Genomic DNA, 23,661 nt, shown 5'->3' with positions numbered 1-23,661 from the left:
ACGTCGGACACCACCCCAGCCCCGCACCCAGCGAGCGGCACATTGACCTGGCGGGGAGGTATCTGGCATAGGCGCGGCTGGGCTGGGGCCGCTCCTGCCCGGCCCCGCGAGAAGGCTCGGTATCTGGCATAGGCACGGCTGGGCTGGGGAGAGCAACACATCAGGACTACCCACAGCCCACCGCCCCGGAGCTAACCGTCCCGCAGCCCACCGCCCCACAGCCCACCGCGCCGGAGCTAACCGCCCCGGAGCTAACCGCCCCACACACGCCCGGCCCTCGGCACGCCGCCGGTTAGCGCTGCGCGCTCCAGTAGCGCCCCACCTCGACGCGTCCGGCGCCCACGATTCCCTCGAGCAGCTCGCGCAGGTCGGAGGCCAGGGCGCTTTCGCCCGCCACCCACGCGAAGCCCTCTCCCCCGCCGGTGGCCAGGGTGAGGGCGGCGCGCTCGGCGGCCCGCAGTAGCCCGGAGTTGCAGCGCCCGGGCCCGGCCTGGCCCACCATCCAGTCGATGGAGGCGTCGGCGGCGGTAGCAAGGGGGCGTACCTCGGCAACGTCGTACACGGAGATGACGGCGGCGGCGCGCACCCCGGGGGCGGCCTGTTTCATCCAGCGTTCCACGGCCGGTAGGGCGGCCTGGTCGGCAACGAATAGGTACCAGTCGGCGTGGGGCGCGGCGGCGGTGGCGCGGGGACCGCCGAGGTAGGCAACGTCGCCGACCTGGGCGGTGAACGCCCACTGGCCTACTAGTCCGCCTTCGTGGCGTAGCACGTCTAGCCAGAGCTCGCCGGCTGCGGGGTCCCAGTGGCTGATGGTGTAGTGGCGTCCGCGGCCGCGCAGGGAGTCGGGTAGCCCCGCACCTGTTTGGCCTGGGGCGGCGCGCTCCACCTCTACTCCGGGTTGGGGGATGAGGAGTTTGCAGTGGTCGTCGAAGTTGGGGGAGGCGAGCGGCGTGCACTGGCCCCAGGGCATGTGGCCGGCTAGTTCGGGGCCGGAGAGGATTAGGCGGCGCATGCGTGGGCTGAGGCTGACTGCGCGGGCCACGGTGACTTGGCGCAGGGCGGTCGGCAGTTCGGTTCGCGGCCGCAGGGCGTCGTTACGTTCGGAGTGGGCCATCGTTCCGCCTCTCTGCGGGGCCACCGTCCGGTTCGCCCCGACTTAGGTCCTAGCGCCTAGACCAACGGTAGCGGCCAGCGTGAGACGAAAGCCAACCGAGCGCCCCACCCAGATAGATTCACTCTATCTATCAGTACAGGAAGTAATGATAGACATTGCCTTGTAAAGCGCTGCCAGAGTGGATACAGTCAGAAAAACACCCGCGAGAACCGCGGCCCCACTGAGAGAGGCGCAAAATGTCCCTGATCAACACCAAGATCAAGCCCTTCAAGACCACCGGGTACCGCAACGGCGCGTTCGTGGACGTGACGGAGGCAGACCTGGCCGGCAAGTGGAACGTCGTCTTCTTCTACCCGGCGGACTTCACCTTCGTCTGCCCCACCGAGCTGTCCGACCTGCAGGGCATCTACGCCGAGCTGCAGGGCATGGGCGTGGAGGTCTACTCCGTCTCCCGCGACTCCCACTTTGTGCACAAGGCGTGGCACGAGACCTCCCCGGAGGTCGGCACCCTGACCTACACGATGCTGGGCGACGTGCAGGGCGTCATCACGGAGAACTTCGACAACATGCGCCCGGAGTCCGGCCTGTCTGACCGCTCCACCTACGTCATCGACCCCGACGGCGTGATCCAGTACCTGGAGACCACCCCGGAGGGCGTGGGCCGCAAGGCCGACGAGCTGCTGCGCAAGATCAAGGCCCTGCAGTACGTGCGCAACCACCCGGGCGAGGTGTGCCCGGCCAAGTGGGAAGAGGGCGACGAGACCCTGACCCCGTCCTTCGACCTCGTGGGCAAGATCTGATTTAGCGCGGAAAACTGCGGGGCCGGGCCGATCTCGGTTGGCCTGGCCCCCTCCCCGCGCTCGCCGATAGGAGCTGATGTGACTGTGGCCATTTTGGATGCGGCTGCCACGGCGCAGCTGAAGCAGTACCTGGAGCTAATCAAGCTGCCGGTGGAGCTGGCGGTGTCGCTGGACGGCGGCGAGTCCTCCGCCAAGACGCGCTCGCTGGTGGAAGAGATCGCGGCTCTCTCTGAGCTGGTGAGCGTGGTGGAGGAGCCGCACGCCTACACGCCCTCCTTCGCGATTCGCCGCGCGGGCACGGACGTGTCGGTGCGTTTTGCCGGCGTGCCGCTGGGGCACGAGTTTTCCTCGCTGGTGCTGGCGCTGGTGCAGGTTGGCGGCCACCCGCCGAGGCTTGAGGACGACGTCGTCGCTGCGATCAAGTCCCTTGAGGGCGGCGAGTTCGTTACCTACATGTCTTTGACCTGCCAGAACTGCCCCACGGTGGTGCAGGCCCTGAACACCATGAGCGTGCTGAACCCGAAGATCCGCCACACGGCGGTGGAGGGCGGCGTGTTCCAGGAGGAGATCAAGGCCAAGAACATCCTGGCCGTCCCCACGGTCTACAAGGACGGCGCGGTCTTTGACCAGGGCCGCATGGACGTGGCGGACTTCGTGGCGAAGCTGGACGCTGGTGCGGCCGCCCGGGCCGCAGCCGCGCTCTCCGAGAAGGAGGCGTTCGACGTGCTGGTGCTGGGCGCCGGTCCGGCGGGTGCCACCGCCGCGATCTACGCGGCCCGCAAGGCGCTGCGCACGGGCCTGGTGGCGCAGCGCTTTGGCGGCCAGGTGCTGGACACGATGGCGATCGAGAACTTCATCTCCGTGCCCTACACAGAGGGCCCGCGCCTGGGTGCGGCCCTGGAGGAGCACGTGCGCGCCTACGACGTGGACGTGACCACCGGTGTGCAGGCGAGCGCTCTGCGCAAGGGTGCCGACGGCCTGCTGGAGGTGGACTTCGAGGGCGGCGGGCGGCTGCGCTCGCGCTCGGTGGTGCTGGCCACGGGTGCCCGCTACCGCACGCTGGGCGTGCCGGGCGAGGACGAGTACCGCAACAAGGGCGTAACGTTCTGCCCGCACTGCGATGGCCCGCTGTTCAAGGGCAAGCGCGTGGCCGTGATCGGCGGCGGCAACTCCGGCATCGAGGCGGCTATCGACCTCGCGGGCGTGGTGAGCCACGTGACGGTGGTGGAGTTCTTGGACGAGCTGAAGGCGGACGCCGTGCTGGTGGCCAAGCTGCGCTCGCTGCCGAACGTGGAGGTGCTGACCGGCACCCGCGTGGTGGAGGTACTGGGCGACGGCGCGCAGGTGACGGGCCTGCAGGTGGAGGAACGTGCCAGCGGGCAGCAGCGCCGCATCGACCTGGCCGGCGTGTTCGTGCAGATCGGTCTGCTGCCGAACACGGACTGGCTGGCGGGCTCGGTGGAGACCAACCGGGTGGGCGAGATCGTGATCGACCCGCGCGGCGCCACCTCCCTGCCGGGCGTGTTCGCGGCCGGTGACTGCACCAACGTGCCTTACAAGCAGATCGTGATCTCGCTGGGCGCGGGCGCCACGGCGTCGTTGAGCGCGTTCGATTACCTGATTCGTTCCGGTGCCGAGGGGGCGAGCAGCGATGAACCTGCGTGACCTCGAATACCTGGTGGCGGTGGCCGATGCCAGGTCCTTCCGGGCGGCGGCCACGAATTGCGGGGTTTCGCAGCCCACGCTGAGCGTTCAGATCAAGAAGCTGGAGACGGAGCTGGGCGTCTACCTGGTGGACCGCACGGCCAACCCGGTTTCCATCACCCCCGTTGGGGAGAAGGTGGTGGAGCGGGCGCGCCTGGCGCTGGAGGAGGTCAAGGCGGTCCGCGCGATCGCGCTGGCTGAGACGGGCTTGCCGCACTCTGTGCGCCTGGGCATGTTCCCCACGCTGGGCCCGTACCTGGCGCCGCACGTGCTGCCTGGCCTGCGCAAGGCGCTGCCGGGTGTGGAGGTGCTGCTGGCTGAGGACAAGTCCGCCTCCCTGTTGGCGTCGCTGGAGGCCGGCAAACTGGATGCGGCGCTGGTGGCGCTGCCGGTGGAGAATCCGCGCCTGCACGCCCTGCCGCTGTTCCGCGAGGAGTTCGTGCTGGCCGCCCCGACGGGGCACCCGGTGTTGGCCGATTGCGGGGTTGGGGTGGACGACGTTGCCGCCGGCGCCCCCTCCGCCGCGCCTGCTTCTGCCGAGGCCGGCCTGGCCGGCCCGGCGCGGGTCAATGCCCGCAACCTGGAGGGCGCGGAGCTGCTGCTGCTTTCGGCCGGGCATTGCCTGGGTGACCAGGTGCGCGAGTGGGTGGAGGCCAACGGCTCGTCCTACCGGGGTGACTACATGGCCAGCTCGCTGGAGTCCATGCGACACATGGTGGCGGCCGGCAACATCACGCTGCTGCCGGCGCTGGCGGTAGCGCCGCCGGTGGCGGCCACGCCCGGGGTGGAGTTGCGCCGGTTCGCGGCGGATGCGCCCTCGCGGGATATCGCGCTGGTGTGGCTGGATAACTCCCCGCGCACGGAGCTGTGGGAGTCCCTGGCGGCCACCCTGGTGCCGAAGGTGAGCGCCCTCCCGGAGGGCATGATCCAGCCTCTCTAGGGGCTGCCGTTTTCCCGCCCGGCCGGGGTTGCCCGGGGGCTGGCCTTGGGGTGGGGCGCGAGTTCTCGCGCCCCACCCCACCGCTTTTACTCCGCTTCCAGGGCCGTGAGCACGGAGCGGTGGGCTTCCCAGATCTCCACGGGCATGCCCGGGAAGGAGGCCAGGTGCTCGGCGCGGCGCTCCATCTCTGCCTTCCACTTGGGCACGTCGATGGTCAGCAGCCGCTCCAGGTCCTCGGCCGGCAGGTCTAGCCCGGTCAGGTCCAGCTCCTCGGGCAGCGGCACGATGCCCACGGGGGTCTGGCGGCCCTTGGCGCGGCCTTCCTTGAGGTCCATGAGCCAGAGCAGGGCGCGCAGGTTTTCGCGGTAGCCCGGCCAGATGTAGCGGCCGTCCGCGTCACGCTGGAACCAGTTGACGTGCGCGAAGATGGGCTGCTCCTTGGCGGCGCCCACGATGCGCAGCCAGTGCTGGGCGTATTCGCCCTCCGGGTAGGCCATGAAGGGGCGCATGGACATCGGGTCGTAGCGCAGCACGCCCTCCTTGCCCTCGGCGGCGAAGGTGGCCTCCACGCCCAGGGTGAGACCGTCGTAGACGCCCTCGGCAAGGGAGCGCATGGCGCGGATCAGCGGCTCGCGGTCCTTGGCGCGCCCGCCGAAGATGATCGCGTCGATGGGCACGCCCTCGGGGCGCTCGAAGTCCGTGGCCACGTTGGGGACGTTGGCCAGGGTGGTGGTGAAACGGGAGTTGGGGTGGGCCCAGGCGTCCTCCTTGGCGCCGGAGCGCTGGCGCTCCACCGGGCGGTCGGAGATGAGCTCGCCCTTCCAGTCGCGCCAGCCAGTGACGTCTACCGGCGGCTGCGGGGTGCGGCCCTCCCACCACACCTCCTGGGTGAGCTCGTTGTAGGCCACGTTGGTGAACAGGGTCTTGGTGCCGGGCGCGATGGACTCCACGGCTGTGGGGTTGGTGACCTCGTTGGTGTCCTTGGCGACGCCGAAGGCACCGAACTCGGGGTTCATGCCGTACAGGCGGCCGTCTGCGGGGTTGACCCACAGCCAGGCGATGTCGTCGCCGTAGAACTCGACGTGGTAGCGCTCCCCGAGGGCGTCGGGGGCCAGCATCATCGCCAGGTTGGTCTTGCCGGAGGCGGAGGGGAAGCCGCCGCAGATGTGGTAGCGGCGCCCGGTCTGCTTGTCCGTGATGCCGATGAGCATGAACTGCTCTGCCAGGAACTCCTTGGAGGCCCAGCCGTCGTAGCAGGCCTGGCGCAGGCCGTGGGCGATCTTGCCGAGCAGGGCGTTGCCGCCATAGGAGGAGCCGAAGTGGAGGATGGTGCGCCGGTCGGCGACGGTAGCGAACAGGCGCTGATCGGCGTCGGTGCCCTGCCCCAGGTTCTCCAGGTCGCCGGTGACGTGGACGGCGCGCACAAAGTGGTCGGGCTCCGCGAGGTTTTCCACGTACTGCACGCCCACGCGGGCCATGCGGATCATGTGGTGGACCACGGTGCGCGAGTCGGTCAGCTCCACGCCCACCGCGTACTTCTCTAGCGGGCAGCCCACCGGGGACATCAGGTAGGGCACCACGTACATGGTCTTGTCCTCTGAGGCGCCGCGCATGCGCTCGGTCTGAATCTCCACGGTCTGCGCCGCGTCGCGCCAGTTGTTGTAGGCGCCCTTCTCCGCCGGGTCTGCGGTGGCGACCACGGTGCGTTCCTCGGAGCGCGCCGTGTCCTTCCAGTAGGAGCGCGAGTAGTACAGCCCGCCCTTGACGGGCAGGATTTCCCCGTACTCCAGGGATTCGGCCAGCAGGCGGTCGTCGTCGGCTGCGTCTACGACCTCGATGCGGTCGGGCTGGGTGATCTCCGCCCACTCCTTCACGTAGGCCCGCACGTGGGGGTTGTGCAGACCGGCCTGATCCAGGATGGCGTCAACGTCCTTCATGGCTCCTTCTTCCCGCGCCGCGCGCGTCGGCAGACTTCGTTGTGCCGAACATTATTGTTCGCACGCACTAATCTAGCGCCGCGCGCGGCGGATTTCCAGCGCGCACCGAAAGGGGGCAGCCCCAAGCCCGCCCAGGCTCGTCCCGACGGCGGACCGGCCGGGCCGCGCAACGCGCCGCCCTCCGGAGGCGCGGGAGCGCCCCACGTCCGCACCCAGCCCAAGCCCGCCCAGCCAGCCGCCGCGCGGGCCACCCGCACACCCACACCCCACCCAGCCCCAAGCCCGCCCAGCCAACCGCCGCGCGGGTCACCCGCACACCCACACGCCCACGCCCGCACCCCACCGCCCGAGACTCGCCCCGGCGGCGGACCAGCCGGGCCGCGCCCTTCCTCCCGCAGGATGAACTTCCGACCAATTCCCCTGCTGCTATACACCGCGTACATACGCCGCGTTTATAGTGGCGCCGTGGACACGAGACTGACCCTGCTGGGCCTGCTCAACGCGGGCTCCGGCTACGGATATGACCTGAAGAACTCCTGGGACCGCTGGTTCGCGCAGACCAAGCCCCTGGCCTTCGGGCAGGTGTACGCCACCCTGGCGCGCCTGCTGCGCGACGGCCTGATCGTCACGGCGGGCGCCGAGCCCGGCGCCGGCCCGGAGCGAAAGCGCTACCAGATCACCCCGGCCGGCCGCGAGCTGGTCGCCAACTGGCTCTTCTCCCCCCAGGTCGCCGCCACCTCGATCCAGGCCGAGCTGTTTGCCAAGACCGTCATCGCCCTCCTTTTGGATGACGACGCCCAGCGCCTGCTGGACCTGCAACGCCTGGAACACATGGCCCAGCTGCGCGAGCTCACCCGCCGCAAGCAGGGTGCGGACCTGTCCACTGTCCTGATCGCCGACCACGCGATCTTCCACCTGGAGGCCGATCTGCGCTGGATCGACCTGACCAGCGCCCGCCTGGGCGCGCTACGCAAGGAGGTATTGGCGTGAACGCCCCCATCCTTTCCGCCCGTGGACTGCACCTGTCCTACGGCCCCACCCACGCCCTGCGTGGGGTGGACATCGACATCGCCGCCGGGGAGATCCTGGCCGTGACGGGCCCCTCCGGCTCCGGCAAGTCCTCGCTGCTGCACGTCCTGGCCGGCGTGCTGCTGCCCGACGCCGGCAGCGTCATCTTTGGCGGCCGCGACGTGACCAAGTGCAGCGAGGACGAGCGTTCCCGCCTGCGCCTGCGCGAGTTCGGTTTCATCTTCCAGTTCGGCCAGCTGCTGCCGGACCTCTCCGCCGTGGACAACGTGGCCCTGCCGCTGCTCTTGACGGGCGTCAAGCGCCGCCGCGCCACCCAGATCGCCCGCGAGCGCCTGAGCGCCCTAGGCCTGGACGCGGAGGCCGACAAGCTGCCCACCGCCATGTCCGGTGGCCAGGCGCAGCGCGTGGCCGTGGCCCGCGCCCTGGCGCTGCACCCTAAGATCATCTTCGCCGACGAACCCACCGGCTCCCTGGACTCCCTCTCCGCCGAGCAGACCATGGAGGTGCTTATCTCCACCGCCCGGCAGGCCGGCGCGACCGTCGTGATCATCACCCACGACCCGCGCACCGCCGCCTACGCCGACCGTGAGGTCATTGTGCGCGACGGCCTGATCACCGCCGGCTCCCTGCTAGAGCCCACCAACCGGTTCACCGGCGCCCCCACCACGATGCCCGCCCTTCTACCCGGCCAGGTCGGGATGGCCGACGTTGCCGCCCACGCCCCCGCCACCGCGCCCGGCCCCCTGCCCGGCCAGGTGGGGCAGGCCGGCTCCACTGCGGCCGGTTTCGTGGGGGCGGCGGGAGGAGCGTCGTCCACCCAGGGCGTAGCAGGACTCGGTGCGCTGGGAGGGCAGGCGGCCCAATGAGGAATCTGGACTTCGTTCGCACCGTATCCATCTCCAACCGCTCCAACCGCAACCGCCTGTTGGGGATCATCGCGGGCGTGATGGTGGGCGTAAGCCTGGCGCTGCTACTGCTGGCCGCCTCCAACTCCTTCCCCACCCGCAACCTGCGCTCCACTTGGGCGGAGAACAGCGGATCCAGCTACGACTTCGATCCCTCCAACGCGCAGGTGGGAGCCGACCAGATGCTGGTGAGCGCGACGATTGACCACTACGCGGGCAACAAGATCAACGTGCTGTTCTTCCACGCCCAGCCGGAAACGACCGCCACCATCCCGGGTGTGCCGCGGCTGCCCAAGGAGGGGACCTTCCTGGTCTCCCCGGCCCTGGCCCAGCATGTGCGCACCGCGGGTGCGGGCGAGCTCTCAGAGCGGTGGGGCACCCTGGCAGGCGAGCTACCCACCAGCGCCCTGCGCGGGCCGGACTCGCTGGTGGCCCTGGTGTCCACCGACCTGGAGACCGTGCTGAACACACCCGGAACGGACAGCCCCATCTTGGTTCGCGAACTGGTTGGGAAGGACTTCTCCAGCACCGCCTACCGCATCGTCGCCTTGATCGGCGCGGTGGCCGTGCTGGTACCGGCCCTACTACTTATCGGCATCGTCACCGAGCTCGGCGCCGTGCAGCGCCAGCAGCGCTTCTCCACGCTGCGCCTGATCGGGGCAACCCCGGGCCAGGTGGCCGCCGTCTCCGCGCTCGAGACTGGAGTGACCTCCCTGGTCGGCTCCCTGCTGGGCATCGGCCTCTACCTGGCCGTGGTGCCCCTGGCCGCCCAGATCCCTATCGAGGGCTCGCGCTTCTACCCCGGTGACCTGATCCTGGCGCCCCTGCCGATCGCGCTGACCGTGATCGGCGTGGTGACGCTCTCCACCGGCTGGGCCTGGCTCAAGGCACGCCGCCTGGGCCGCAACCCGCTGCTGCAGGCGCGCAGCAAGTCCGAGCGCAAGCCGCGCTGGTGGACCATCCTGCCGCTCCTGGTTGGCGTGGCCGCGTTCGCCGCGCCTGCGGTGGCCAAGCAGTTCGACCAGGAATCCACGCTGCTGAACGTCTACTCCGGGGTGCTGCTGCTGGTCGGCTTCCTGGGCACCGCCTTCGGGCTGCTCTGGGCCGGGCCGTGGTTGACCGCCCTGGTGGCGCGCGCGACCAGCGGCCTGGCAGGCTCCCCCGCCCTAGTGGTGGGGGCGAACCGGGTGGCCCACCACCCGCGCGCCACCTTCCGCTCCGTGGCCGGCATGGTGATCGCGGTGTTCACCGTCACCTTCTTCTCAGTGGGGATCACCTCCGCCGCCTCCGAGTTCAAGGGAGACTCCGGGCCCGGCGCGCTGCCTGCCCGTGCCCTGGTTAGCCGGGTCTACGAGACACCGGAGGCGATCGAAGCCGCCACCACCGCCGTCCGTGGCGTCGAGGGAGTCACCGACGCGTTCTCCCTCCACCCCTCCTACCTGGAATCTCACCCGGACGGCTCCTACAGCACGCTGCTCGCCACCGACGCCGTCAAGCTGGGCCTGGACGTGCCTGCCGGTGCCGAGTGGGTGGCCGTCAACGAGGGTTGGCTGACCGGCTACGAGGAGGCCAAAGTGATCGAGTCCGCCCAGCCGGTCAAGGGCCCGGACTCCCTCACCGAGCTCGTGGTGCTCACCGACGGCAAGACCGCCAGCGTGGAGCGAGCCCGCACCACTCTGCTCCTGCGCCAGCTGAACTTTTACTCCTCTCCCCGCACGCCCGCAGACACCCGCAGCTGGTACAACGACGCCCCCGAGATCGAGTTCTCCATCCTGGCTTCCATAGGCATCCTCATCGCCGCCGCGATCTCCACTGTGGCCCTGGGCGTCTCCACCTACGCGGCCTTCGTGGACCGGCTGCGGGTGTTCGGACTACTCAGGCTATCCGGCATGCCCCGCAAGGTTTTGGGCCGGATCACCGCCTGGGAGGCCGCGCTGCCCGTGGCCACCGTATTCCTGCTCTCCGTGGGCCTGGGGGCGTTCTCAGCCTGGGCGCTGGTCACCGGCGTCTCCCAACGCAAGGTGGGCGTCCCGGGCCCCATCTTCCTGGTCACGCTGGCCGCCTGCCTGGCCTTGATGATGGCCGCAGTCGCCGCGACCTCGCGGGCCGCAGCCAAGGCGGACACCGGCGGGATCACCCGCTTCGAGTAGCCCCGGGCCCGGGATGGTGGGAGACGGCCCGGGCCGTGCCCACCAATGCCACCCTCGTCCCGCTCGCCGGTACCGCAGCACACTGCGGGGCCGGCGAGCGGGCGTGCGCAAACAATTGAGGGCTTAGTGCACCTCTCGTAGGGTTGGCCCACCGATCGTGGGCTTAGTGAACCTCTCGAGGGCTTACCCGGGCCGGTAGCCCCTCAGTCGGTGCACCAACCCCGCAATAGGTGCACCAAAAGCTCAATAGGTCGAGTAACCCCACAGTCGGTTGCGCAACAGTGCCCGACGCCGTCCGGGCGGGCGTCCCCGTCCGGCAGATAAGCAAGGCACTAGGCAGCCCGAACCCCGGGGCGGCCGACCAGCGCACCGCGCCCGGCCCCAGTCCTCGGCCGCCTGACCGGCGCGTCCGTTCCAGCGCACCGCGCCCGGGCCGGTCCCGGCGCGGTGCCTGCGCGGTCAGCACAGTCTGGCCCGGGCCCCGGGGCGACCGGACCAGCCATCTTCGTCGATGGGCCGCTGCAGACCGACCTTGCGCAAACGATTGCTCCTTTATTGCAGTCATTGAGCCGTTGTTGCAGCTCTCCTGGCCTTGGGCGACCTATTGCGCCTTTAATCGGCCCCGTAGCGCTTCAAAAGGTGCAACAAAGCCACGACCGGTACAACAAGGGCTCAACGGGAACAACAAAGGCTCAATCGGTTGCGCACGGCGGCTCGGCCCGCACGAGCCGCCCGCGCCGGGGTGGTGGGAGCCGCGCTCCCGGCTCCCACCACCCCGGTTCACGTTTTGACCAGCTTCGCCCACTAGGCGGACACGTGGTTAAAGTTCGTCCATGACTTCGCTAGTGCACGCCGACGAGGGCGGCTTCTTTGGTTCGCACGGTGGGCGCTTTGTGCCCCCGCAGCTCGAGACTCCCATCGCTGAGGTGGCAGCGGCCTACGCCGAGGCCCGCCAGGACCCCGAGTTCCAGGCAGAGTATGAGGCGCTGCTGGCCGACTACGTTGGCCGCCCCTCCCCGCTGTTCCTGGCCGAGGGCTTGAGCCGCGAGCTGGGCGGCGCCAAGATCTACCTCAAGCGCGAGGACCTGAACCACACCGGCGCGCACAAGATCAACCACTGCCTGGGCGAGGGCCTGTTGGCCAAGCGCATGGGCAAGAAGAAGCTGATGGCTGAGACGGGCGCCGGCCAGCACGGCGTGGCCCTGGCCACCGCTGCTGCTCTGCTTGGCCTGGAGTGCGAGATCCACATGGGCGCCATCGACGTGGAGAAGCAGCGCCCCAACGTGGTGCGCATGCAGATGCTGGGCGCCAAGGTGGTCTCCGTCGAGTCCGGCGGCCGCTGCCTGAAGGACGCCGTTGACTCCGCGTTCTCCGTGTTCGCGCGCGACTACAAGGACACCTTCTTCGCCATCGGTTCCGTGGTGGGCCCGGACCCGTACCCCTCGATGGTGCGCGACTTCCAGTCGATCGTGGGCCGCGAGGCCAAGAAGCAGATCCTGGCCAAGGAGGGCCGCCTGCCCGACGCGCTGGTGGCCTCCGTGGGCGGCGGCTCCAACGCGCTGGGTCTCTTCACCGAGTTCCTGGAGGACACCGAGGTGAAGATGTACGGCGTGGAGCCTGCGGGCCGCAACCTGGACGTGGTGGGCGAGCACGCCGCCACCATGACCTTCGGCACCCCGGGCATGCTGCACGGCATGAAGACCCTGGTGCTGCAGGACGAGGCGGGCGAGCCTGCCCCGGTTCACTCCATCGCCTCCGGCCTGGACTACCCGGGCGTTGGCCCGCAGCACGCGTTCCTGAAGGAGGTGGGCCGCGTGGAGTACGTGCACGCCTCCGACGCCGAGACGCTGGCCGCCTTCCAGATGCTGTGCCGCACGGAGGGCATCATCCCGGCGCTGGAGTCCTCCCACGCGCTGGCGCACGCCATCCGCCTGGCCCCGACGCTGAACAACGACCAGATCGTCGTGGTCAACCTGTCCGGTCGCGGCGACAAGGACATCGACTACGTGGCCGAGCGCCTGGCCGAGCACGCCTAGGTCAATCGGGCCCCATCCGGTGGGGGCGGCGGGATTTCTTCCCGCCGCCCCCACCGTCGTTTCACGCGTGAAACATCTGCTATCTGCTGAACAGTCCGGCCAGGTCCAGCTCCGCCGGCGCCCCGGCCCCGATCACCTCCCCTTCCCGCAGCAGCACCAGCTGGTCGCACTGCTCGGCCTCCTGCAGGTAGTGGGTGGTCACCAGGATTCCCGCCCCGGCCCGCGCGCGCATGCGCAGCTGCTGCCACAGGCGCGCCCGGCCAAGCGGGTCCAGCCCGGAGGTGGGCTCGTCCAGGATCAGCAGGCGAGGACGGTGAACGTTGGCTGCGTGGAAGGCCAGCACGCGCCGGGCCCCGAGCGGCAGCCCGCCCGCCGGCGCGCCTCCTAGCTGGGCGGCGAAGGCCGCCGCCTCAGTCCCGATCTGCGCGCCGTGCACCCGGGCCACCAGCTCAAGGTTCTGCCGGGCATTCAGGCTCGGGTACAGGCCCAGGCCCTGCGCCAGGTAGCCGATGTGGCGGCGCCCCTGCCTGCCCGGGGCCAGCCCCATCAGCTCCGCCCGCCCGCCGCTGGGCTGCTCCAGGCCCAGCAGGATCCGCATGAGCGTCGTCTTACCGGCCCCGTTCCCCCCGATCAGCCCGACCACCTGGCCCGGCCTCACCTCCAGGTCCACGCCCTTGAGCGCCTCAAAGCTGCCAAAGCGGCAGCGCACCCCGGTGGCCCGCGCCAGCGGTCGGCCCACGCCCACAGCCGTGCCCGCAGCCTCCACACCGACACCCACGCCCGCAGCCGTGCCCGCCCCCTCGACGCCAACGCCCACGGCCCCGGCACCCGCGTCCTCTGCCCGCACGCCGTCCGTGCTCCCGCCCCCTGCGCGCTCGGCGCCGCGTTCTCCGGGCGGTGGGGCGGCAGCGTCGTCCATCCCCTCCTGCCTGGCCAGCAGCAGCGCGATCGCGGCGTTCTCCAGGCTGGGGGCGCGCTCCTCTTGCGCTCCGGCCGGAGGCGTTTGCGCGGTGGGCGTCCAGCCGTAGCGCGCCCGCCCCACGTTCCAAGTGCGGCCCTCCGGCAGGCACTCCTCCCCTTCCGGCAGGCACTCCTCCCCCTCGGCCAGGCGCCAGATTCTGCCGGGGGCCTGCGCGCAGACCTCGGCGGGCGTGCCGACTGCCAGCAGGTCGCCGTCGGCTAGGAAGAAGACGCGGTCGGCGCGGGCGGCCTCGTCCAGGTAGGTGGTGGCCAGCACCACGGTGGCGCCCTCCCCCGCCGCCGCGCGCAGCAGGGCCCAGATTTGGGCGCGCGAGTCGGGGTCCACGCCGGTGGTGGGCTCATCCAGTAGGAGCAGGTCGGGGCGATGCAGCGCCGCCAGCACGAAGCCCAGCTTCTTGCGCATGCCGCCGCTGAGCCGTCCCGCCAGTCGCCCGCCTACCTCCCCCAGGCCGGCCAGGTCCAGCAGTTTCTTGGCGCGCGGTTGCCACGTCGCGGCGGGCAGGCGGTGCACCCGAGCGGCGAATTCGACGTTCTCTGCCACGCTCAACTGCCGCCACACGCCGTCGCCATCCCCCTGGTAGCCCACGGTTGGACGACGTTGCCCCTGCGGCCCCTCCCACTTCACCGCGCCCGGCGTGGCGGCGGGCACCCGCCCGGCCAGGAGGCGCAGCAGGGTGGACTTGCCGGCCCCGTCCCCGCCCACCAGGGCTGAGACGGTGCCGGGGCGGAACTCCCCGGACAGGGCGGTGAGGGCCGTGGCGCGACCGTACCTGACTGTTGCGTCTTGGAGGCGGAGCATCAGCGGCCTCCTCCGTGGGCCAGGCTGTAGCGCATGCGCGCCGTGGCCGCCCCGAAGATTCCGAGCGCCATGGCGGCCATGATGGCCAGCGGCAGCCACATGGTCTCCAGTCCGGCGCCGCGCAGCATGACCCCCAGGGAGAACTGGCGGAACCAGGTCAGGGGCAGGCAGTAGCCGATGGCCCTGATCCAGGCCGGCATGGTGCCCAGCGGGTAGATGAGGCCGGAGAGGATGATCTGCGGCACCACCATCATGATCGCCAACTGGATCGCCTGTCCCGTGGTTTGCGAAATGGACGAGATAAACACGCCCACCCCCAGCACCACGAAGGCGAAGAGCAGCACCCCGAGGGCGAACAGGAGGGCCGAGCCTTCGAAGGGGACGCCGAACAGGGTGAGGGCTACCACGGTGACGACGGCCATGTCCAGCACTGCCAGCAGGAAGTAGGGGGTGATCTTGCCCAGGATGATGTCCACCGGGCGCAGCGGCATGACCGCCAGTTGCTCCAGGGTGCCCGCCTCCCGTTCCCGCACCAGGCCGATGGAGGTGATGAGGACCCCGATGAAGACCATGATGAGCCCGACCAGCGGCGGCACCATTACCCAGGCGGTGGACAGGTCTGGGTTGAACATGACGGTGACTAGGGAGTCGGCGTCCAGGCTGGGCACCTGGGGTAGCTCCGGCAGTTCGGGCAGGGCGGGCAGCTCGGTCTGGGACGGGAGGGTGGGGAGGGCGTCGCCGGCGGGCAGGTCCGGCAGCGGCGGGAGGGCCGGCATGGGGGCGCCCGGGGGGAGCTGGCTGAGCCCGTCTAGCGTTTGGGCGAGCTGCGGCAGCACCTGGCGGAGGTTTTCTAGCTGCGGCAGGGCGGCGCGTAGTTCTTCGAGGGGGGCTCGGAACTGTTCGAGGTCGGCGCGCATGCCCGCCATCTGCTCCAGCTGCGCCTCGGCCTGGGCCTGGGCGTCGCTGGCGGCGAGCTCCACCACGTAAGCACGCGCGGCCTGCGCCATGAAGAGCTCCGAGCCGTCCACGTATGCGCGCATCCGCTCCGAGAGCGGCGCGGCGGCCGTGGTGGCACCCTGAGTGGTTTTGGTCAGGAGTACGACGTCGTAGCGCTGGCCGCGCAAAAGTTGTGCCGCGTTTTCTGCGCCGGCGGGTGGGGCGTCGTCCACTAGTTCGATGTCGAAGTGGGCGGCGCCGACCTCGTTTTGCCTGATGTCCTGGCTGAGGGCGGTGGCGCCGGGGCCGATGACGGCCACGCTGACGCGGTCGACGCGGAAGGAGGCGGCGTAGCCGAAGATGATGAGCAGGACTACTGGGAGGGCCACCAGCATGGTGAGGGTGCGCCGGTCCCTGACGAGCTCGCGAAACTCCTTGATTATGAGCGCTTTCATCGCACCATCCCCCATTTCATCGGCTGATGAATTGGATACTAGTCCATAGTTTCCCCGCGTGGGGAAACTAGGGGTGGACAATAATGGATCGGGGGGAGGAAAGGAGGTAGACGTGCAGGCACTGTCGACGGCCGGGGCGGGCCAGCCGGCCGGTCGGAGGCCACGCCGAGGCGCCACCGCCGGCGCACGCGGGCCGCGCACCGAGGCCCGCGACTGGCGGGCGGAGATCCTGCAGGCCGCGCAACTGGAGTTCGGCGCGAAGGGCTACCAGGCCACCTCAATCCGGGCGATCGCCACACGCGTGGGTGTGGACGCCAAGCTGGTGCACTACTACTTCGGCTCCAAGCTGGAGCTATTCAACACCGCCCTTCAGGCAGCCGTGGAGAAACTGGGCGTCTTCCAGGTGCTGGACCAGCCGGTGCCAGCCCCGGGCCAGCCCTGGGCGGGCACCGGCGAGCGCTACCTGAACCTCATCATCTCCGCGCTGGACCGCCCGGAGATCGGCCCCGGCTACATCGGCCTCATCCGCACCATCGTCACCCACGGTGAGCTGCGCGACTACTTCCGCGCCTTCATCGAACGCAACATCGTCGAAAGGCTCAAGCGAAACCTCACCGGGGACCACCCGGAGGTGCGCGCCGTCCTGGTCGGCAGCCAGGTGGTCGGCATCATCATGGCCCGCTACATCATCCAGGCCGAGCCCCTGGCCTCTATGCCGGCCGCGCTCATAGCCGAGCTGGCCGGCCCCACCCTAGACCGCTACATGCACGGCGAGCTCGGGCGGTTGGGTTGGTAGCGCCTGGTCTAGTTGCCGAGATTTGCGGCAGGCTACGCCAGCTCTTGTGTTGTTAGGGGGCTGGGTTGGTGGGGCCTGGCCTAGTAGCCGAGGTTTGCGGGAGGCTACGCCAGCTCTTGTGTTGTTAGGGGGCTGGGTTGTTGGGACTCGACGTTCGTGGCTTGGACTCGACGTTGGGGTGTTCAACTCGACGTTCTGCCCCTGGTTAACGTCGAGTTGAAGCTCCAAACGTCGAGCTGGAACACCAAACGTCGAGGTGGGGCGTCAAGGGACCGGCCCCTGGTGACACCAGCCCCTGCGCCGTTGGCAGGCGCACCACCGCGACCCGCCACCCCAGACTCCACCACCAGCCCCTGAGCCGTTGGCAGGCGACTGGGTTGTTGGGACTCGACGTTCGTGGCTTGAACTAGACGTTGGGGTCTTCAACTCGACGTTCCACCCCTGGTTAACGTCGAGTTGAAGCTCCAAACGTCAAGCTGGGGCACCAAACGTCGAGCTGGGGCGTGAGGAACCCGAGCCCTGGTGTCCGGTGGCAACAGCCCCTGCGCCGTTGGCGGGCGCACCGCCGCGACCCGCCGCCCAGACTTCACCACCAGCCCTTGCGCGGTTGGCGGGCGACTGGGTTGTTGGGACTCGACGTTCGTGGCTTGGACTCGACGTTGGGGTCTTCAACTCGACGTTCTGCCCCTGGTTAACGTCGAGTTGAAGCTCCAAACGTCGAGCTGGAACACCAAACGTCGAGCTGGGGCCCTGAGTGTCGGGTTCGGGTTAGTGGCCGAGGCTTGTGGGTGTGGCAGGGCCCGGGCTGGTCCGTTTGTTGGTGGTCCAGTCCGGGCCCTGGGGGTTTAGGAGAGTTTGCCTGTTTTAGGGGTTTGGTCTCCTGGTTCTAGCGTTGTGGGCTAGTTCTTCTTGCGGCGTAGGAGGAGGAGTGTGCCTCCGGCTGCCAGCAGGGTTAGGGCGTAGGGGGCTAGGGTGAGGGCGTTGGTGCCGGTCTTGGCCAGCTTGCCTCCCTTGCCGCCCTTGGTGGTGGGCTTTTTGAAGCCGAAGTCCAGGGAGAGGTCCTTGTCTCCGTCCTTGGTCAGGCCGATGGTGGTGGCCTTGTCGGTAGAGGAGTCGGTTTCCCGGGTGCCCTGGCCGGTCTTGGCCGGCTGGTAGCCCGCGGGCGGGGTGATGGTGACGGTGTAGGACTGGTTGTCCTTCAGAACGGGCAGGTTGTCGAAAAGGTACTTGCCGTTCTCGTCGGTCTTGACCGGGCCAACGGGGTTGCCGTTGACGTCGGTGACGTCCTTGCCGTCGGGGCCGGTGATCTTCAGGGTCACACCAGCGATGGGCTTGTCGGTGTTGTCCTGGATTCCGTTGTCGTTGAGGTCTTCAAAGACGTAGTCACCCACGGTAACTGAGGGCTTGTAGTAGCCAAAGTCCAAGGTCAGGTCGCTAGCGCTGTCGGTGGACAGGTCTGCCAGGCTGACCGAGGTCGCAGTAGAAGAGTCGTTGGCTCCCTGGCCGTTGTTGGTACCGGCCTTGGTGGGCAGGTAGCCGGCCGGGTCGCTGACCGTGACGGTGTAGGACTCACCCTGGGGTAGCACGGGCAGGTTCTCAAAGAGGTACTTGCCGTGCTCGTCGGTCTTGACCGGGCCAACGGGGTTGCCGTTAACGTCGGTGACGCTCTTACCGTCCGGGCCGGTCAGGGTCAGGGTGACGTCCTTGATACCGGGCTCGCCGGTGTCTTGGAGGCCGTCCTTGTTCTTGTCGAACCAGACGTAGTCACCCACGGACACCTTGGCCTTGATGAAACCAAAGTCCAAGGTGGGGTCGTTGGCCCCGTCGGTGGACAGGTCTGCCACGCTGGCCGAGGTCTGGGTAGAAGAGTCATCACTACCAGCACCGTTGTTCATGCCGGCCTTGGTCGGCACGTAACCGAACGGGGCGGTAACGGTAACGATGTACTTCACCTCACCGGTGAGGACTTCCAGACCAGTAAAGGCGTACTTGCCGTGCTCGTCGGTGGTGGTGGTCAGCTCGGTGCGGGCGGTGTGGTCAGCGTTGTTGACCGGCTTACCGTCGCTACGAGAGATGGTCAGGGTGACGTCCTTGAGTGGCACATCAGTGCCGTCTTGCAGGCCGTCCTTGTTGACGTCGTACCAGACGTAGTCACCCACGCTGACCTCGGGGAAGAAGAAACCAAAGTCAAGGGTGAGGTCCTTAGCCCCGTCCTGGGTCAGTTCCTGGGCGGTAGCACTACCAGTAGAGGAGTCCTTGGCCCGGTCGCTGCCCGCCTCGGCCTTGGTGGGTACGTAGCCGGCCGGGTCGGTGACAGTAACCACGTACTTCTCACCCGCTGGCAGCATCTCCAAGTCCTTAAACAGGTACATGCCGCTAGCGTCGGTAGTGGTGGTGGTAACCGGGTTGCCATCAGCGTCCTTAACGGGCTTGCCGTCCGTACGCGAGATGGTCAAAACCACGTCCTTGATGCCCTTTTCGTCATCGTCTTGCAGGCCGTCCTTGTTCGCGTCGAACCAGACGTAGTCACCCACACTCACCTTGGCCTTAACAAAACCAAAGTCCAAACTCAGGTCCTTGTCCCCATCATTAGGCAACACGACCGCGGTCTCGCTACCAGTAGAGGAGTCCTTGGCCCGGTCACTGCCAGCCCCAGGAGTGGTGGGAACAAAACCACGCGGGTTGGTAACCGTCACCACGTACTTCGCGCCTGCCGGCAAGATCTCCAGGTCAGCAAACAAGTACTTACCGGTCGCGTCGGTCGTGGTGGTGGTAACCACGCTGCCGTCGACCTTCTTGGCCGGCTTGCCGTCCGTGCGAGACAGGGTCAAGGTCACATCCTCCAACGCCACGTCGCTGGCGTCTTGCAGACCGTCCTTGTTGGCGTCGTACCAGACGTAGTCACCCACACTCACCTTGCCGCGCTTGGCGTGCCAGTTATCGCTATCGGTGAGCTTGTCACCACCAGCCACCGGGGTGGCCTCCACCCGGGCGGTGTTAGCGTGCTTGGCCGCATCCGTCATGGCCGCCAGGGTAGCGGTGCACTCAAACGAAGCCTTGGGCGCAAACACCCAAGCCGCCGGAGCACTAACCACACCATCAACAGCCACCACATCAGCGCCATCAATACGGCACTTGAAGTCGGTTAGGGCCGGGCCAACAATCGTGGTGTCAGAAACCTTGACATTGTTCAACTCGCCCTTACCAGTGTTAGTCACGGTGAACTTCACCGGCTGGGCAGCCAGACCAGAAAGCACCAGGGCCACATCCTCGGTGTCACGGTCACCAGCGGGCAAGACCTTGGGCTGGCCATCAACCAGTTCGGCGTTACCGTCCTGGTCGAAGGTCACCCCACTCCAAGCACCGTCGTACTTCTCAATGTCGATACCCGTGGGCTTCTTAACAAAACCAAAGTCCAGCGTGAGGTCCTTGTCCCCATCGTTGGGCAGCGCACCGGCAGTAGCAACCGTGGTCGAAGAGTCCTTCGCGCGGTCGCTACCAGCACCAGCAGTGGTCGGCTGGTAGTTGGCCGGGTCGGTCACGGTCACCTTGTAGAAGACGTCCTGCGGCAGCACCTCGAGGTCGGCGAACAGGTACTTACCCTGCTCGTTCGTGGTCGTGGTGCTGACGGCAGTGCCGTCGATCTTCTTGGCCGGCTGGTCGTCGGAACGAGAGATCGTCAGGATGACGCCCTGCAGCGGCACGTCGCTGGCGTCTTGCAGGCCGTCCTTGTTCGCATCGAACCAGACGTAGTCACCCACGGACACAGACGGCTTGATGAAGCCGAAGTCCAGGGTCAGGTCAGAGGCACCGTTGGTGGTCAGGGCAACGGCGGTCTCCTTGGTCGTGGAGGAGTCCACGGCCTTGTCGGTGCCCTGGTTCGCCTTGGTCGGCACGTAGCCGGCCGGCGGGGTAACGGTCACCACATACTTCTCGCCAGCCGGGAGCAGCTCCAGGTCAGCGAACAGGTACTTGCCCTGCTCGTTCGTGGTCGTCGTGGTGACGGGGGTGCCGTCCACCTTCGACACCGGCTTGTTGTCGGTGCGGGAGATGGTCAGGGTGACGTCCTTGAGCGGCACGTCGGTGTCGTCCTGCAGACCGTCCTTGTTCTTGTCGTACCAGACGTAGTCACCCACGGACACGGACGGCTTGATGAAGCCGAAGTCCAGGGTCAGGTCAGAGGCACCGTCGGTCTTCAGCTCCTTGACGGAGGCAGAGGTGGCGGTGGAGGAGTCAGTCTCACCAGCACCGTTGTTGGCACCCGCAGTCGTCGGGATGTAGCCCTCCGGCGCGGTGACGGTGACGGTGTACTTCTCGCCGTCGGCAAGAACAGGCAGGTTCTCGAACAGGTACTTACCACCGTTGGCGGTGATGGCCGGCGCAACGACGTAGTTGTTCACGTCGGTGACCGGGCCGCCGTCGGGGCCGGTAAGGGTCACGGTGACGCCGTCCAGCGGACGGTCAGTGTCGTCCTGCAGGCCGTCCTTGTTGACGTCAAACCACACGTAGTCACCGACGGAGACCTTGGCGGCGCGCTTGGCGTGCCAGGCGTCGCTGTCGGTCAGCTTGTCGCCGCCGGCCACTGGGGTGGCCTCAACGGTGGCGGTGTTGTCGTGCGCCAGGGCCGTGCCCAGGGCGGGCATGGTGGCGGTGCACTGGAAGGAAGCCTTCGGGGCGAGCACCCAGCCGGCCTCGGCGGTAACAACCAGGCCGTTGGCGCCGGCAACGGCAGCCACGTCGGCGTTGTTGATGTGGCACTTGAGGTCGGTCAGGGCCGGGCCACTACCGGTGCGGTCAGAGACGACCACATTGTTCAGGCCGGTGTCACCGGTGTTGGTGACGGTGAACTTGACTTCCTGGGACTGGTCAGCGCGCAGCAGCAGGGCCTGGTCGGCACTGTCGCGGTCGCCAACCGGCAGAACGGCGGGCTGGCCGCCGGTCAGGTTCGGCTTGTCGCCGGTGAACTGGACGCCGTTCCAGGTGCCGTCGTACTTCTCGATGTCGATGCCGGGGGCGTCCTTGACGAAACCGAAGTCCAGGCTCAGGTCCTTGTCGCCGTCGCGCGGCAGCGGGTTGGCAAGAGCGAAACCGGTGGAGGAGTCCAGCGCCCGGTCGCCCTGACCCGCCTGGGTCGGACGGTAGCCGGCCGGCGGGGTAACAGTGACCTTGTAGGTCGCCCCCTCGGGCAGCAGCGCGAGGTCGGGGAACAGGTACTTACCCTCGGAGTCGGTCGTGGTGGTCAGGGGGGCGTCGGTACCGTCGAACTTCTTCACCGGCTGGTTGTCAGTGCGAGACAGGGTCAGGGTGACGTTGTTCAGCGGCTTGTCCACGGCGGGGTCGCCGCCCTGGCGGCCGTCCTTGTCGGTGTCCTCCCAGACGAAGTCTCCCACGGAAACCGAGGCCTTCTTCTTGGCGTTGTTCTCAGCGCCTACCTCGGTGACCTTGCCGCCTTCGATGGTGAATGTCGCTACGGCGGCACTTGTCCTCTCTACGGTGAGAGTAGGTTCTCCCCACTGAATGTGTCCGGGAAGAACCGGCTCGGCGAAGGTCACGTCCTCTTCCATGCGAATCTGAGTGCCTTCCGGGAAGGGCTGCGCGTTCGGGAAATAGGTGCCAGTCTGGCCGATAGCTACCTTGAAGTCGAACGGGTTGGAGGCAGGAGCAACCCACTCGGGGTTGTCAGAGGGGTTCCATCCCTGCGGCAGGGTGTAGCCCACCTTGAACTTCACCTGGGTACCGGGAACGACCTCGCCACTAGCAGCTCCCCCGAGAGTCTTAGTGAGCTTAAAGGTGCCATAACTAGGACGCAAGTTAGCCGTCGCTCCAGCGGACTGGACGTAGCGGGTGCTAACAGTCCTCGAGAAGTTGGTACCAGTCAGGGTCACGCTGTTTTGGTACTTCAATCCCGGGTTGATCACACCGTTAGCGGAGGTCGGTGCTGTGTTGTAGCTGAGCAGGTAGAGAACGTCCTTGCTCCACTCACCAGCTTCCTTATAAATCTTGTAGGTGGCTTGGGTCCTGTCCTCGTTGTACTCGACCTCCACCCGAAACATGCCGATGTTGTCTTCCGGCGTCACCATGGGGAAGCCAGATGGCTTGGATCGCCAGTAGATGCGACGTTGGTCAATACTCGGCCTGTCTGGCGTTTTCAACGCAGCGAGGGAGACATGGTCGTGGTACTTGTGGCCCGGCCCCAACGTGTCGGTGAACACCAGCGGGTTTGGGATCTCCCCGTTCGGGAACCTGTCACGCAGCTTGTCTCCGGTCCACACGATATTCCAGCTGATCGACCTGCTGGAGGAGTTCACGCCGTCAGAGGCCTTGGAAAGATCCTGCGGGTTAAACGAGTACACTAGCGGAGCAATGGCGACTCCCCCAGGGTTGGCTACCGCCTGCGTCACGCCGTTGAGGTCAAAGTCGGTGGTGGTCTCCTTCACCGCCTTCGTGGTGCGCGCAACGAACCAACCGGTCCCCTTAACAAAACTCTGGCCGACCGCATACTGGGCAGACAGGCCGCCATCGAAGGTGCAGGTGACAGTGCGATAGTTGCTAATGTCGCAGTTTCCCACGGAGACACCCGGAGAGACTTCAAGAGCAAAGCGGGCAGTGTCCTGCAACCGATATGCGTCAGAGATGGTAAAGCTAAAGGAGTCGCCCTCAACCGGCCTCGGCTGAGCACCCTCTGAACTCCAGGCCCAGGTACCGTACACCAATTCGTTGTGGCGGACCGCCCCATCCACGCCAGTATTCTGCGTGGCGTGTTTCCTTTTTATCACCATGTCGGTGACCTTGATACCCGGATGGACAGCCGCGTCTGCCGCACCGGTGGCCAGCTGCGTTAATCCTACGCCACCGAGCACTACGGCTCCTGCCGCACCCAGCACAGCCAGGCGGTTGCTCCACCTGCTCCGCGTTCGTTGCATATGTTCTCCCGTTTTCTTGATTCTGTTGCCTGTATTCGGGCAGCACTCGTTGCCTGCAGAATGCAGACGACTCGCGCCAGGCTAACGACCCCACGCCGCCTATAGGAACTAACGAGTCGATAGGCACCAAAAATAGGGGCGCGCGGCCCCCGCGCA

At 67.7% G+C, this 23,661-nt stretch carries 12 protein-coding genes and 1 pseudogene; 8 read left to right on the top strand and 5 right to left on the bottom strand.

What is annotated here, in order from left to right:
• Window positions 1-292 precede the first annotated feature (292 nt).
• The gene (locus tag ABYF38_RS06415; RefSeq protein WP_371151563.1) at window positions 293-1,114 is read right to left on the bottom strand and encodes a siderophore-interacting protein; all 822 of its coding nucleotides are present in this window, start codon (window positions 1,112-1,114) and stop codon (window positions 293-295) included.
• A 236-nt stretch (window positions 1,115-1,350) separates the two neighbouring features.
• On the opposite strand from ABYF38_RS06415, the gene ahpC reads away from it, so the two are divergent.
• From ahpC to ABYF38_RS06400, 3 genes are all read left to right on the top strand, one after another.
• Window positions 1,351-1,914, top strand: a complete 564-nt coding sequence (gene ahpC, locus ABYF38_RS06410) for an alkyl hydroperoxide reductase subunit C (protein WP_371151562.1) — start codon at window positions 1,351-1,353, stop codon at window positions 1,912-1,914.
• Between the two features lie 90 nt (window positions 1,915-2,004).
• On the top strand, window positions 2,005-3,579 hold the full coding sequence (ahpF, locus tag ABYF38_RS06405) for an alkyl hydroperoxide reductase subunit F (protein ID WP_371153007.1): 1,575 nt from the start codon (window positions 2,005-2,007) through the stop codon (window positions 3,577-3,579).
• Window positions 3,566-4,558, top strand: a complete 993-nt coding sequence (locus tag ABYF38_RS06400; protein WP_371151561.1) for a LysR substrate-binding domain-containing protein — start codon at window positions 3,566-3,568, stop codon at window positions 4,556-4,558. The genes ahpF and ABYF38_RS06400 overlap by 14 nt, the downstream gene beginning before the upstream one ends.
• A gap of 86 nt (window positions 4,559-4,644) precedes the next feature.
• On the opposite strand, the gene ABYF38_RS06395 is transcribed toward ABYF38_RS06400, so the two are convergent.
• Window positions 4,645-6,495 carry a phosphoenolpyruvate carboxykinase (GTP) gene (locus tag ABYF38_RS06395; RefSeq protein ID WP_371151560.1) on the bottom strand — a complete coding sequence of 617 codons (1,851 nt, stop codon included), beginning with the start codon at window positions 6,493-6,495 and terminating at the stop codon, window positions 4,645-4,647.
• Between the two features lie 465 nt (window positions 6,496-6,960).
• On the opposite strand from ABYF38_RS06395, the gene ABYF38_RS06390 reads away from it, so the two are divergent.
• The 4 genes and pseudogenes from ABYF38_RS06390 to trpB all read left to right on the top strand — a co-directional run bounded on the left by ABYF38_RS06390 (window position 6,961) and on the right by trpB (window position 12,615).
• A complete protein-coding gene (locus ABYF38_RS06390; RefSeq protein ID WP_371151559.1) occupies window positions 6,961-7,485 on the top strand; it encodes a PadR family transcriptional regulator in 525 nt (174 codons plus the stop codon).
• Window positions 7,476-8,150: pseudogene (locus ABYF38_RS06385) on the top strand (ABC transporter ATP-binding protein); the annotation flags it as partial. The gene ABYF38_RS06390 and the pseudogene ABYF38_RS06385, both read left to right, overlap by 10 nt.
• 236 nt (window positions 8,151-8,386) lie before the next feature.
• The gene (locus tag ABYF38_RS06380; protein WP_371151558.1) at window positions 8,387-10,579 is read left to right on the top strand and encodes an ABC transporter permease; all 2,193 of its coding nucleotides are present in this window, start codon (window positions 8,387-8,389) and stop codon (window positions 10,577-10,579) included.
• 833 nt (window positions 10,580-11,412) lie between these two features.
• On the top strand, window positions 11,413-12,615 hold the full coding sequence (gene trpB / locus ABYF38_RS06375; protein ID WP_371151557.1) for a tryptophan synthase subunit beta: 1,203 nt from the start codon (window positions 11,413-11,415) through the stop codon (window positions 12,613-12,615).
• A 79-nt stretch (window positions 12,616-12,694) separates the two neighbouring features.
• On the opposite strand, the gene ABYF38_RS06370 is transcribed toward trpB, so the two are convergent.
• Window positions 12,695-14,395 carry an ATP-binding cassette domain-containing protein gene (locus ABYF38_RS06370; RefSeq protein ID WP_371151556.1) on the bottom strand — a complete coding sequence of 567 codons (1,701 nt, stop codon included), beginning with the start codon at window positions 14,393-14,395 and terminating at the stop codon, window positions 12,695-12,697.
• Window positions 14,395-15,786, bottom strand: coding sequence for an ABC transporter permease (locus tag ABYF38_RS06365; protein WP_371151555.1), 1,392 nt, complete (start codon window positions 15,784-15,786; stop codon window positions 14,395-14,397). The genes ABYF38_RS06370 and ABYF38_RS06365 overlap by 1 nt, the downstream gene beginning before the upstream one ends.
• 112 nt (window positions 15,787-15,898) lie before the next feature.
• Between ABYF38_RS06365 and ABYF38_RS06360 the strand changes: the two genes are divergently transcribed.
• The gene (locus ABYF38_RS06360; RefSeq protein WP_371151554.1) at window positions 15,899-16,582 is read left to right on the top strand and encodes a TetR family transcriptional regulator; all 684 of its coding nucleotides are present in this window, start codon (window positions 15,899-15,901) and stop codon (window positions 16,580-16,582) included.
• Between the two features lie 899 nt (window positions 16,583-17,481).
• Here the strand turns inward: ABYF38_RS06360 and ABYF38_RS06355 are convergent.
• Window positions 17,482-23,442 (bottom strand): SdrD B-like domain-containing protein, encoded by a 5,961-nt coding sequence (locus tag ABYF38_RS06355; protein WP_371151553.1) that lies wholly within the window; start codon window positions 23,440-23,442, stop codon window positions 17,482-17,484.
• Between the last annotated feature and the right edge of the window lie 219 nt (window positions 23,443-23,661).

The organism is Buchananella sp. 14KM1171 (genome assembly GCF_041380365.1).
GTDB classification, from domain to species: Bacteria; Actinomycetota; Actinomycetes; order Actinomycetales; family Actinomycetaceae; genus Buchananella; species Buchananella felis.
This window is presented reverse-complemented; position numbering and strand designations above follow the sequence as displayed.